General features: G+C 68.0%; 10 protein-coding genes and 2 pseudogenes. 2 read left to right on the forward strand and 10 right to left on the reverse strand.

All coding sequences use genetic code 11. From position 1 onward, the window contains the following. The 3 genes and pseudogenes from RZR99_RS29315 to RZR99_RS29320 form a co-directional block, all read right to left on the reverse strand. Positions 1–957, reverse strand: a pseudogene (locus RZR99_RS29315) (glutamine synthetase family protein); the annotation flags it as partial. Next, positions 921–1,073 (reverse strand): annotated as a pseudogene (locus RZR99_RS33435) (glutamine synthetase); the annotation flags it as partial. The pseudogenes RZR99_RS33435 and RZR99_RS29315, both read right to left, overlap by 37 nt. Before the next feature lie 36 nt (positions 1,074–1,109). Further along, positions 1,110–1,907, reverse strand: a complete 798-nt coding sequence (locus tag RZR99_RS29320; protein ID WP_323123273.1) for a gamma-glutamyl-gamma-aminobutyrate hydrolase family protein — start codon at positions 1,905–1,907, stop codon at positions 1,110–1,112. An 863-nt stretch (positions 1,908–2,770) separates the two neighbouring features. Here RZR99_RS29320 and RZR99_RS29330 point away from each other — a divergent pair. Together RZR99_RS29330 and RZR99_RS29335 are read left to right on the forward strand one after the other, a co-directional pair. Next, a complete protein-coding gene (locus RZR99_RS29330) occupies positions 2,771–3,322 on the forward strand; it encodes a cupin domain-containing protein (RefSeq protein WP_323123274.1) in 552 nt (183 codons plus the stop codon). Between the two features lie 67 nt (positions 3,323–3,389). Next, positions 3,390–4,880, forward strand: coding sequence for an aldehyde dehydrogenase (locus tag RZR99_RS29335; protein WP_323123275.1), 1,491 nt, complete (start codon positions 3,390–3,392; stop codon positions 4,878–4,880). Between the two features lie 40 nt (positions 4,881–4,920). On the opposite strand, the gene hutG is transcribed toward RZR99_RS29335, so the two are convergent. From hutG to hutH, 7 genes are all read right to left on the reverse strand, one after another. Then, entirely contained in the window at positions 4,921–5,727 is an 807-nt protein-coding gene (gene hutG / locus RZR99_RS29340; RefSeq protein WP_323123276.1) for an N-formylglutamate deformylase, read from the reverse strand. Positions 5,728–5,801: 74 nt separating this feature from the next. Beyond that, positions 5,802–7,184, reverse strand: coding sequence for a formimidoylglutamate deiminase (locus tag RZR99_RS29345; RefSeq protein ID WP_323123277.1), 1,383 nt, complete (start codon positions 7,182–7,184; stop codon positions 5,802–5,804). Between the two features lie 5 nt (positions 7,185–7,189). Next, a complete protein-coding gene (gene hutI, locus RZR99_RS29350) occupies positions 7,190–8,413 on the reverse strand; it encodes an imidazolonepropionase (protein ID WP_323123278.1) in 1,224 nt (407 codons plus the stop codon). Positions 8,414–8,417: 4 nt separating this feature from the next. Continuing rightward, complete coding sequence (locus RZR99_RS29355; protein WP_323123279.1) at positions 8,418–9,071, reverse strand: HutD/Ves family protein; 654 nt, start codon at positions 9,069–9,071, stop codon at positions 8,418–8,420. Between the two features lie 4 nt (positions 9,072–9,075). Further along, a complete protein-coding gene (gene hutU / locus RZR99_RS29360; RefSeq protein ID WP_323123280.1) occupies positions 9,076–10,764 on the reverse strand; it encodes a urocanate hydratase in 1,689 nt (562 codons plus the stop codon). 40 nt (positions 10,765–10,804) lie between these two features. Beyond that, positions 10,805–11,500, reverse strand: coding sequence for a histidine utilization repressor (gene hutC, locus RZR99_RS29365; RefSeq protein ID WP_323123281.1), 696 nt, complete (start codon positions 11,498–11,500; stop codon positions 10,805–10,807). Positions 11,501–11,504: 4 nt separating this feature from the next. Next, positions 11,505–13,028: a histidine ammonia-lyase gene (gene hutH, locus RZR99_RS29370; RefSeq protein ID WP_323123282.1), complete on the reverse strand. Its 1,524-nt coding sequence runs from the start codon at positions 13,026–13,028 to the stop codon at positions 11,505–11,507. Between the last annotated feature and the right edge of the window lies 1 nt (position 13,029).

The following is a 13,029-nucleotide window of genomic DNA, read 5'->3' on the forward strand; positions in this document are numbered from 1 at the left end:
CATGAAGCGCGACAGCCGGCGATACGAATTGATGTACGGCGCGAAGATCGGCATCAGCGCCGGCGTGTACTTCTGCAGCCCCGCGAGGAAGCCGCGGAACATCGCGGTGGATTCGCCGCGGTCGTCGATGAACAGGTTGCGGCCCGACTCGACGTCGACGATGCTCTGGTGGATGTGCATCGCCGAACCCGGTTCGTTCTCCATCGGCTTCGCCATGAAGGTCGCGTACATGTTGTGCCGCAGCGCCGCCTCGCGCACCGTGCGCTTGAAGAGGAACACCTGGTCGGCCAGGCTCAGCGCGTCGCCGTGCTGGAAGTTGATCTCCATCTGCGCGGCGCCCACTTCGTGGATCAGCGTGTCGATGTCGAGGCCCTGCATTTCGCAGTACTCGTAGATGTCCTCGAACAGCGGATCGAATTCGTTCACCGCCTCGATCGAATACGACTGGCGGCCGGTTTACGCGCGCCCGGTGCGGCCGACCGGCGGCCGCAGCGGCAGATCGGGATCCTTGTTCATGTCGACGAGGTAGAACTCCAGCTCCGGCGCGACCACGGGCTTCCAGCCCTTCGCCTTGTAGAGGTCGAGCACGCGGCGCAGCACGAAGCGCGGCGAGATCTCGACCGGCGTGCCGTCGAAATGCACGCAATCGTGGATCACCTGCGCGGTGGGATCGACGGCCCACGGGATCAGGCAGATCGTCGACGGGTCGGGCACGCACACCATGTCGGGGTCGGTCACGCCCGTCAGCGAGCCGTCTTCCGGATACTCGCCGGTGACGGTCTGCACCATCACGGCCTGCGGCAGCCGCATCGATTCGCCCGTCTCGAACTTGTTGCGCGGAATGATCTTGCCGCGCGCAACGCCCGCCATGTCGGGAATGATCGCTTCCACTTCGGTGATGCGGTGCTGCTTCAGAAATTCGTCGNCACCATCACGGCCTGCGGCAGCCGCATCGATTCGCCCGTCTCGAACTTGTTGCGCGGAATGATCTTGCCGCGCGCAACGCCCGCCATGTCGGGAATGATCGCTTCCACTTCGGTGATGCGGTGCTGCTTCAGAAATTCGTCGATGTCTTGCATAGTCAGCCTCTCTTGATTAGCGTCGACGGCCTACGCGCGAGCCGTGTTGCACACGGCCTGCCCGGCCGTCGTACGCATTCGGGCGCGGCACGCCGCCCCGAACGCCGCAAAAATTTCCCGTGACAGCGGATTGCTCGCGAACTGCCACTCCGGATGCCATTGCACGCCGAGCACGAACGCCGGCGCGCCGGGCATGCCCACCGCCTCGATCAGGCCGTCGGACGCCTGCGCTTCCATCGCGAGCCCGTAACCGAGCTGATCGATGCCCTGGCCGTGCAGCGAATTGACTTCCGCGTCGACCGCGCCGCCCGCCAGCCGCTGCAGCACGCCGCCGGGCGCCAGGCGCACCGCGTGCGCGGGGCCGTACTGGATATCGAGCGGATCGCCCTTGTCCTCCCGGTGATCCGCGAAACCGCAGACCGCATGCACCTGCTGATGCAGCGTGCCGCCATAGGCGACGTTCAGCTCCTGCAGGCCGCGACAGATCGCGAGCACCGGCACGCCCACCTCGATCGCCGCGCGTATCAGCGGCAACGTCGTGGCGTCGCGCGCGGCGTCGTGCAGCGTGCCGGGCGCGCTCGCGGGCCCGCCGTAGCGATCGGGCTCGACGTTCGAGTAGCTGCCGGTAAACAGCAACCCGTGGACCGCCGCGAAAACGGCGTCGGCCGGTTGCCGCGTGCCGAGCGCGGGCAGCACGACCGCCAGCGCGCCAGCGCCGTCGACGATCGCATTGATGTACTTCTCACCTGCCGTGTGGACGGGGTGCGGGCCGACGATCGTGCGGTCCGCGCAGATTCCGACCACCGGCAGGCCGGCTTGATGGTTCATGACGCTTCCTCCAGTTCGACGGATGCAACGGACGCGCGCTTTCGCGCCGGGCACAGACCCGCCGTTGCGGCAACGGGAACGACGCGCCGCGCAAGCGCAAGCCCGCCGGACAGGCGCGCGGTTCGAGATCGGGGAAAACACGCCGCGCTGGCGCTGGCGGTTGGCCGCGACGGCGCGCACGGCGCCATGCGAACGATCGGCTCCCGCGCGTTCGCCCGTGGCGATCGCGAGAACGGTGCAGCGGTGGGTGACGCGGGAGAGGCGCTAGGGCAGCAGCGACGCGACGTCGTCGCAGTGCACGGCAATGAAGGCGCGGGCGGCCACGGCGTTGTAGCGGCGCACGCAACGGCGGGAAAGGATGGCGAAGATAGACAGACCTGGGCTAGCGAGATGCTTGCCGCAGCTGCCGTCGTCGATGGACTCGGCGGCAGGCGGAAGACTCGCCTGCCGACTTCGATCCCATCTGACCAGGGGGCCTTGGACTCTCACGATCACACTCGACTGACTGTTTAAAGTATTGAACGTCCCGGTGGGTAGTGCGAACAATCTGGCACCGATCACCGGCCCGTCGGCGTGCCGCCTGCGTCGAACAACACGGCGCCGTTTCCGGGCCGGATGGCATTTTGGCGGCCACCGTTGTCGACATGACGACTTGCTGACATTCAGCTTATAGCATTCACAAACGCCGTCAATTCCGTTTCAAAAATACTTGCTTGGTGTTTTCCCCTAAAGGCATCGCCATATGACCGCTTAAAATATTCGACAACGCAAGGTGCCCGATGTCATGCTGCAACGCAGCTTCAACGCACCATGCGGGGTCCGAAGCATGGTCCTTTCACTCATTTTTGCGCCGGGATTGCACGATGTCCGTCGAAGTCGCCACGCGTTTGCAATACATCCGCAAGAAGCATGGGCTGTCGCAGCGCGAGCTGGCGAAACGCGCCGGCGTCACGAACGGCACCATCTCGCTGATCGAACAGAATCGCGTGAGCCCGTCGGTCGGCTCGCTGAAGAAGCTGCTCGAGTGCATCCCGATGAGTCTCGCCGAATTTTTCACGTTCGAGATCGAAGACAGCGGCGCCGTGGTGTCGCGCCGCGACGAAATGCCGAATCTCGGCAACGATACGATCCAGCTCTATCTGGCCGGCGCGGCGAACCGCACCCGTACGATCGGCATCATGCGCGAAGTCTACGAACCGCTCGCCGACACAGGCCCCGACATGCTGCAGCACGACGGCCACGAAGGCGGCATCGTCGTGAGCGGCCGCATCGAGCTGACGGTCTCCGGCACCACCTGGCTGCTCGACCCCGGGGACAGCTACTACTTCGAAAGCCGTCTCCCCCACCGTTTCCGCAATCCGAGCGCGGAACTCCACTGCGAAATCGTGTCGGCCAATTCGCCGCCGACGTTCTGATCGACGCGCTCGGGCATCACGGCACGCGGGCGCCAAGCGCCGCGCGCCTCAACCAAGAGGCATTCCGATGAGTAAGACTCTCGCATACTGGCAAGACCTGGCCGCATCGCTTTCGATCGAAGGCCGGGCGTTCATCGATGGCGCGTATCGCGATGCCGCGTCGGGCCGCACGTTCGACTGTGTGAGCCCGATCGACGCGCGCGTGCTCGCGAAAATCGCCGACAGCGGCGCCGACGACGTCGACGCGGCCGTCGCGGCCGCGCGCCGCGCGTTCGACAGCGGCGTCTGGGCAGGCCTGAATCCGCGCCAGCGCAAGGCGGTGCTCCTGCGCTGGGCCGCGTCGATCCGCGCGCACCAGGACGAGCTTGCGCTGCTCGAGACGCTAGACGCCGGCAAGCCGATCGCCGACACGACATCGGTCGACGTGCCGGGCGCCGCGTACTGCGTCGAATGGTATGCCGAGGCGATCGACAAGATCGGCGGCGAGGTCGCCCCCGCCGACCATCATCTGGTCGGGCTCGTCACGCGCGAGCCGGTCGGCGTGGTGGCGGCCGTCGTGCCGTGGAACTTCCCGATCCTGATGGCCGCCTGGAAGTTCGGCCCCGCGCTCGCGGCAGGCAACAGCGTGGTGCTGAAGCCGTCGGAGAAGTCGCCGCTGACCGCGATCCGCATCGCGCAGCTCGCGCACGACGCCGGCATTCCGCCCGGCGTGTTCAACGTCGTACCCGGCGGCGGCGAACCGGGCAAGCTGCTCGCGCTGCATCACGACGTCGACTGCCTCGCGTTCACCGGTTCGACGGCCGTCGGCAAGCTGATCATGCAGTACGCGGGCCAATCGAACCTGAAGCGCGTCTGGCTGGAACTCGGCGGTAAATCGCCGAACATCGTGCTGCCGGATTGCCCGGATCTCGACCGCGCGGCACAGGCGGCGGCGGGCGCGATCTTCTACAACATGGGCGAGATGTGTACCGCGGGTTCGCGCCTGCTCGTGCATCGCGACATTCGCGACGCGTTCATCGCCAAGCTGCTCGACGCCGCGCGCGCATACGCGCCGGGCAATCCGCTCGATCCGGCCACGTCGATGGGCGCGATCGTCGATCAGGTCCAGCTCGAGCGCGTGCTCGGCTACATCGAAGCGGGCCGGGCGGAAGCGGAATTGCTCACGGGCGGCTCGCGGGTCAGGCAGGACAGCGGCGGCTTCTATGTCGAGCCGACCGTGTTCCAGATCAAGGGCTCCGACGCGAAGATCGCCCGCGAGGAGATTTTCGGGCCGGTGCTGTCGGTGATCGTGTTCGATTCCGTCGACGAGGCGATCCGCATCGCGAACGATAGCGACTACGGCCTCGCGGCCGCGGTCTGGACCGGCAACCTGACGACCGCGCACGAGGTCTCGCGGCGCCTGCGCGCCGGCACGGTGTGGGTCAACTGCTACGACGAGGGCGGCGACATGAATTTCCCGTTCGGCGGCTTCAAGCAGTCGGGCAACGGCCGCGACAAGTCGCTGCATGCGCTCGAGAAATACACCGAGCTGAAATCGACGCTTGTGCGGCTGCGCTGAACCGCGCGCAAACCGCGCCGCGCGCGGCCGACCGCCCCGGTCAGCCGTGCGCGAGCGCGGCTTTCAGCAGGGCGTCGAGCAGCGGCGCGATGCGCTCGGCCTTCGCCTCGTCATACGCGTAGGGCCGCGACTCGTCCATGTAGGTGGCCTGCACGAGTTCGAGCTGAACTGCCTGCACGCCCTCCGCCGGCACGCCGTACCGGCGCGTGATGTAACCGCCCTTGAAGCGCCCGTTCGCGATCGACGTATAGTCGCCGCCGTGCGCGCGCACTGTGTCGACCAGTGTTTCGGCGAGCCCCGGCGCGGCGCTCGCGCCGTTCGACGTACCGAAGTTGAAGTCCGGCAGCCGTCCATCGAAGAAGCGCGGCACGTGCGAGCGGATCGAATGGGCTTCCCACAACAGCGCGCGACCGTGTTCGGCCTTCAACCGCCGCAGTTCGGCAACCAGCGCTTCGTGATACGGCTGCCAATAGCGCTCGCGGCGCCGCGCGATCTCCGTCACGGTCGGCGCGTGGCCGTCGCGATACAACGGCTCCTTGTCGAACGTGTCGACCGGCACCAGGCCCGTCGTGTCCTGCCCCGGGTAGAGATTCGCGTCGTCGGGCGGGCGATTCAGGTCGACCACATAGCGGGCGTGCGACGGCACCAGCACCGACGCGCCGAGTGCTCGCGCGAAGCCGTACAGGCGTTCGAGGTGCCAGTCGCAATCGTCGACGTGGCGTGCAACGGGCGTCATCGTCGCGGCGATTTCGTCGGGGAGATACGTGCCGGCGTGCGGGATCGAGATCAGCAGCGGCAGGCTACCGCGATGCAGCGTCAGGACCGGCGGGTGGGATGCGGAACTCATGATCGATCAACCTCGTGGGTAAAGCGGCGCGCGCCGCGCACGCGACCGCCCGATGGGCGTCGCATGCGGCGGCGTCAACGCAGCAACTGGGCGAGCGCGGCGCGATAGCCTGCGTAGGCCGCGTCCTCGTCGCGATGGCGGCGGGCGCTCACGACCTTCGCGCCGCCCGTATAGACGTCGAACACCGGCGTCTCGCCCTGCTCGGCGAACACCGCGCCCGACAGCCAGGTATCGCTGCCGTGTTCGGCGATGGCGGGATGCGCGGGATCGAGCACGATCCAGTCCGCGCGGGCACCGGCTCGCAACGCGCCGACCTCCCGGCCGCTCGCGAGCGCGCCGCCATGCAGCGCCGCAGCATACAGTCGGTCGGCGACATGAGTATGCGCCGAATCGGCCAGCACGTTGCGTTCGCGGCGCACGAGCCGCTGGCCGTATTCGAACAGGCGCAATTCCGAGCGCCAGTCCACTGCCGCATGGCTATCCGAGCCGATGCCGATCACGCCGCGCTGCGTCAGGTAGTCGACGGCCGGGAACAGGCCGTCGCCGAGATTGGCCTCGGTTGTCGGACACAGTCCGGCAACCGCGCCGGATCTCGCGAGCGCGGCGGTTTCCGCCGCATCGAGATGGGTCGCATGCACGAGGCACCAGCGGCCGCCCACCTCGAAGCGATCCAGCAGCCACTGAACCGGGCGCGCACCGTAGGTCCGCACGCAATCGTCGACTTCCGCCGTCTGCTCCGCGATATGGATATGCACCGGCGCGTCGGCGGGCAGGCCGTCGAGCAGCGCGCGCAGCCCGCTTTCGGATACCGCGCGCAGCGAATGCGGCGCGATCCCGTAGCGCAGGTCGCCCTGCTCGGGCGCCGTGCGGCGCAGATCGTCGAGCAGTGCAAGCAGCGCATCGGGCGTATTGATGAAGCGGCGCTGATCGTCGCGAGGCGCACGCTCGCCGAAGCCGCTGTACTGATAGGCGACGGGCAGCATCGTGATGCCGATTCCCGCCGCGCGCGCGGCGTCCACGACCCGCGCGGCCATTTCGGCCGGCCGCGGATAGCGCGCGCCGTCGGGCGCGTGATGCACGTAATGAAACTCGCAGACCGACGTATAGCCGCTTTTCAGCATCTCGACGTAGAGCCAGCGCGCGACGGCCGCGAGCGCATCCGGCGTGATCTTCAGCGCGAAGCGGTACATCAGGTCGCGCCAGCTCCAGAACGTATCGGAAGGGTTCGCGCGGTACTCGGTCAGTCCGGCCATCGCGCGCTGGAACGCGTGCGAATGCAGGTTCGGCATACCGGGCAGCAGCGGGCCGGCCGCGCGCGCCACCCCGGCGGGCGCGGTCGCGTCGGCGCTCACGTCGAGCAGCGTGCCCGCCGCGTCCCAGCGCAACAGCACGTTGCGCCGCCAGCCTTCCGGCAGGCAGGCGTCGGCGGCGAACAGCATCGAATCGGTCATGGTCATTCCTGTCAGGCGGCGTTGCGCCGATATACCGTGGTGCCGCCCTTCACGACGCGCTCGCACAGCGGCCGCCCGAACCAGTACGCCAGCTCGGCGAGCGTCGCTACCGGCCACACCGCGAAATCCGCCTGGCGGCCCGGCGCCAGCGAGCCGTGCCGGCCGCTCCCGCCCAGCGCCGCGGCCGCGTGGCGCGTCACGCCAAGCAGCACCTCCGGCACCGTCATCCGGAACAGCGTGCACGCCATGTTCATGGTCAGCAGCAGCGACGTCAGCGGCGAGGTGCCGGGGTTGTGATCGGTCGCGAGCGCGATCGGCACCTGATGCTTGCGCAGCAGGCCGATCGGCGGCAGTTGCGTCTCGCGGATGAAGTAGTAGGCGCCGGGCAACAACACCGCGACGGTGCAGGACGCCTTCATCGCCTCGATACCGGCTTCGTCGAGAAATTCGAGGTGATCGGCCGACAGCGCGCGATGGCGCGCGGCCAGCGCCGTGCCGCCGCTGTTCGACAGCTGTTCGGCGTGCATCTTGACCGGCAGGCCGCGGCGCGCCGCGGCGTCGAACACGCGCTCGCTCTGCGCGAGCGAAAAGCCGATCCGCTCGCAGAACACGTCGACCGCGTCGATCAGTCCTTCGTCGGCCAGCGCGGGCAGCATCCGGTTGCAGACTTCGTCGATGTACGCATCGGCGCGGCCCGCGTATTCGGGCGGGAGCGCATGCGCGCCGAGGAAGGTCGTGTACACGCTCACCGGAAAGCGCTCGCCCAGCTGCCGTGCGACGCGCAGCATCTTGCGCTCGCTCGCGAGGTCGAGCCCGTAACCGGATTTGATCTCGATCGCCGTCACGCCTTCGGACAGCAACGGCTGCAGCCGGGCGGCCGCCTGCACGAACAGCAGCGCCTCGTCGGCGTCGCGCGTCGCGCGCACGGTCGACACGATGCCGCCGCCGCGCTGCGCGATTTCCTCGTAGCTCGCGCCGGCGAGCCGCAGCGCGAATTCGTCGGCGCGCTGGCCGCCGTAGACGAGATGCGTATGGCAGTCGACCAGGCCCGGCGTCACCCAGGCGCCGTGCAGATCCTCGCGCTGCCAATGCGCGTACCCTGCGGGCAGCGCGCTCATCGCGCCGTACCAGGCGATCGTGCCGTCGCCGTGGACCGCGAGCGCCGCGTCGTCGATCGTGTCGTTCGGATCGCCGTGCGGGCACAGCTTCAAGTGATGCCAGAGAATCGGTTTCATGCGCTCACGTGGTAGCGGTTCGATGCGGGGAACTCAGGCAGACCGCGAGCAGCGTCCCCTCGCCGCTCACGATGCAATGCAGGCCGGGCGCGATGCCGTCGAGGCGCAGCGTATCGAACGCCGCCAGCGCATGCGCGGCGCCGTCGCTCGTCGCGACCGTCAGCGCACCCGTCACGCAGAACAGCAGCGCGGTATCGGCGGACAGTTCGTAGCGCGCGCCGGCCCGCCACGCGGCGACGCTGCCCTGCGCCGCACCGCGCCGGACCATCAGGTTGAAGTCGCGCGTCGGACCGTCGTGCAGTTCCGCGCGCAACGGCGTTTCGCCGGCGAACTCGAGCCGATCGAGCGGCCTGTCGAGCACGTGGCGCGCGCCGCCGTCCTCGACGAGCGTCATGCCCGCGCCCGACAGCAACACCAGCGTGCGGTCGATGCCGTCGAACCGCGAGAACGGGCCGGGCTGCGCGACCTCCGCGACGCTGACGCGCCACGCGAAGCCGTCGTACGCCGCGCCTGCCGTCGTCGCGTCCCCTTCCGGGGCGCGCGCTCGCGGCGCCCCCGCGGCGATCTCGCGCGTCACGCCGCCGCCGTTCTTCCACGGAGACGCGACGAGCTGGTCCGCGCGAATCAGCGTCGCGCGCGGCGCAATCGCAGCGGCCATCCGCTCAACGCCCGAGCATCGGCAGCTTGAGGCCGGCTTCCCGCGCCGTCTGCTGCGCGAGTTCGTAGCCGGCATCCGCGTGACGCATCACGCCGGTCGCCGGATCGTTGAACAGCACGCGTTCGACGCGGCGCGCGGCGGCGTCGGTGCCGTCGCAGACGATCACGACACCCGAGTGCTGCGAGAAACCCATCCCGACACCGCCGCCGTGGTGCAGCGACACCCAGGTCGCACCGCCCGCCGTGTTCAGCAGCGCGTTCAGCAGCGGCCAGTCGCTGACCGCGTCCGAGCCGTCCTTCATCGATTCGGTCTCGCGGTTCGGGCTCGCGACCGACCCCGTGTCGAGGTGATCGCGGCCGATCACGACCGGCGCCTTCAGTTCGCCCGACTTCACCATTTCGTTGAACGCGAGGCCGAGGCGATAGCGATCCTTCACACCGACCCAGCAGATCCGTGCGGGCAGCCCCTGGAACGCGATGCGTTCGCGCGCCATGTCGAGCCAGTTGTGCAGGTGCGGATCGTCCGGGATCAGTTCCTTGACCTTCGCATCCGTCTTGTAGATATCCTCCGGATCGCCCGACAGCGCGACCCAGCGGAACGGCCCTTTGCCTTCGCAGAACAGCGGCCGGATGTACGCCGGCACGAAGCCCGGAAAATCGAAGGCGTTCGCCACGCCCATGTCGAGCGCCATCTGGCGGATGTTGTTGCCGTAGTCGAGCGTGGCCGCGCCGCGCTGCTGCAGAGCCAGCATCGCGCGCACCTGGTCGGCCATCGACTGCTTGGCCGGCGTCACGATGCTCTGCGGATCGACCTTCTGCGCCTCGCGCCATTGCTCGACGGTCCAGCCCTTCGGCAAATAGCCGTTGATCGGATCGTGCGCGCTCGTCTGGTCGGTCACGCAATCGGGCGTGATGCCGCGCGCGACGCACTCGGCGAACACGTCGGCCGCATTGCCGAGCAGGCCGATCGACACCGGCTTGCCCGCCCGCTTCGCGTCTTCGAGCATCGCGAGCGCTTCGTCCAGCGTCTTCGCCTTCTTGTCGACGTAGCGCGTCTTCAGGCGGAAATCGATGCGCGACGCGTCGCACTCGACCGCGATCATCGAGAAGCCCGCCATCGTCGCCGCGAGCGGCTGCGCGCCGCCCATCCCGCCCAGGCCGCCTGTCAGGATCCAGCGGCCCGACGGATCGCCGTTGAAGTGCTGGTTCGCGACCGAGAAGAAGGTTTCATAGGTGCCCTGCACGATGCCCTGGCTGCCGATGTAGATCCAGCTGCCGGCCGTCATCTGGCCGTACATCATCAGGCCCTTGCGGTCGAGCTCGTTGAAGTGATCCCAGTTCGCCCAGTGCGGCACCAGGTTCGAATTCGCGATCAGCACGCGCGGCGCGTCCGCATGGGTGCGGAATACGCCGACGGGCTTGCCCGACTGCACCAGCAGCGTTTCGTCGTCGTTCAGATCCTTCAGCGACGCAAGGATCTGATCGAAGCAGTCCCAGTTGCGCGCCGCGCGGCCGATGCCGCCGTAGACGACGAGCGCGTGCGGGTGCTCGGCCACCTCGGGATCGAGGTTGTTCTGGATCATCCGGTACGCCGCCTCGGCGAGCCAGCTCTTGCAGGTTTTGACATTGCCGCGCGGCGCGCGGATCACGCGGGTCGGATCGAGACGCGGATCGATGTGTTTCGGATGATTCATGTCGGCTTGCTCCCGAGGGATAAGGAAAAGCAGTAGGTATTCAGAAATGTCCGGTGAAGCGGTAACGGCTACCGGGATGCCAGAGGTTCACGAGCGACGCGACGACGCCCTGCGACCAGGTCCGCCGGTGCAGCACGAGGCACGGCTCGACGTCGTCCATTTCGAGCTGCTCGCGCATCGCCTTGCCCGGCGCGGCCGCCTCGATCCGGTATTCGACGCGCTGCAGCGGCGCGACCCGCATCAGGTACTGGTTCGGCGTCACGTGCGTGAAATCCTGGTCCGCGTAATCGGCCGCGACGGCGGGGTTCACCCAACGCTCCTCGAGCTGCACGGGCTCGTCGTTCTCGTAGTGCAGCATCATCGAACGGAAGATCCGTGCATGGAGCGGCACCTGCATCTCGTCGGCCAACGCGTCGTCCGCCTTCATCGTGACGAGATCGAGCACGCGCGCATGATGGCGATGGCCGCGCGCGGCGATTTCGTCCGAGATGCTGCGGATCGCCACCAGGGTGGACTCGTACTTCGGACGGGCGACGAAGGTGCCGGCGCCCTGGATGCGCGTGAGCACCTGCTCGGCCGTCAACTCGCGCAGCGCGCGATTGACGGTCATGCGGGCCACCTTGAATTCGCGCGCCAGCTCGTTCTCGGACGGCACCTGATCGCCTTCCGCCCATGTGCCGGCATGAATGCGTTCGAGGATGAAGTCCTTGATTTCCTGGTAGGCGGGCGTGCTCATCGCTTCACTGTTCCGATTCGAACGACAGCGGGCTCTGCGCGGCGAATGCGCCGTCCTTGACGAGACGGGCGATCGCGGCGATGTCCGGCGCGAAGTAGTGGTCGAGATCGTAATGCGCGACTTCCGCGCGGATCGTCTTCATCACGCCGTCGAGCGCGGGGCTCGTCTGGCGCGGTGCGCGCAGGTCGACGCCCTGCGCGGCGGCCAGCAGTTCGATCGCGAGGATGTGCTGGGTGTTGTCGGCGATGTCGGCGAGCTTGCGCGCGGCGAAGGTCGCCATCGACACGTGGTCTTCCTGGTTCGCCGAGGTCGGCAGCGAATCGACCGACGCCGGATGCGCGAGGGTCTTGTTCTCCGACGCGAGCGCGGCGGCCGTCACGTGGGCGATCATGAAGCCGGAATTCACGCCGCCGTCCTTGACGAGGAACGGGGGCAGGCCCGACAGCGTCGCATCGATCAGCAGCGCGATGCGGCGTTCCGCGAGCGCGCCGATCTCCGCCGCCGCGAGCGCGAGATTGTCGGCTGCGAACGCCACCGGCTCGGCGTGGAAATTGCCGCCCGACAGCACTTCGCCGGTGTCCGGGAAAATCAGCGGATTGTCCGACACCGCGTTCGCCTCGATCAACAGCACGTTGGCCGCGTGGCGCATCTGGTCGAGACACGCGCCCATCACCTGCGGCTGACAGCGCAGGCTGTACGGATCCTGCACCTTGTCGCAATCGCGGTGCGACAGGTTGATGTCGGAGCCTTCGAGCAGCGTGCGGTAGGCTGCAGCCGCGTCGATCTGGCCGCGATGGCCGCGCAGCGCGTGAATGCGCGCGTCGAACGGCTTCACCGAACCCGCGGCGGCGTCCACCGACAGCGCGCCGGCAACGAGCCCGGTGCGATACAGATCCTCGATCGCGAACATGTTGTCGAGCGCGAGCGCCGTCGAGGCCTGCGTGCCGTTCAGCAGCGCGAGACCTTCCTTCGCCTGCAGCGTGAGCGGCGCGAGGCCGGCGACGCGCAGGCCGTCGGCCGCGCTCGCCCGCTCGCCGCGGATGAACACTTCGCCGATCCCGAGCAGCACCGCCGACATGTGAGCGAGCGGCGCGAGATCGCCCGATGCGCCGACCGAGCCCTTCACCGGGATCAGCGGCAGCACGTCGGCGTTGAACAGCGTGACGAGCGCGTCCATCACGACACGGCGGATACCGGAATGGCCGCGACCGAGACTCGACAGCTTGAGCGCCATCAGCAGGCGCACGACGGGCTGCGACATCGGTTCGCCCACGCCCACCGCATGCGACAGCACCAGGTTCCGCTGCAGCAGTTCGAGCTGGTCGTGCGGGATGTGGGTGCTGGCGAGACGGCCGAAGCCCGTGTTGATACCGTAGGCGGGCTCGCCCTTCGCCGCGATATCCGCGACGGCCTGCGCGCCTCGATCGATGGCGGCGAAGCTGGCCGGATCGAGTGCGATCTGCACTTTCTCGCGGGCGATCCGGCGCAGTTGCGGAAGGGTCAAGTGGCCTGGGGTCAACGTGATCATG

Source organism: Burkholderia alba (assembly GCF_034721475.1).
Taxonomy (GTDB): domain Bacteria; phylum Pseudomonadota; class Gammaproteobacteria; order Burkholderiales; family Burkholderiaceae; genus Burkholderia; species Burkholderia alba.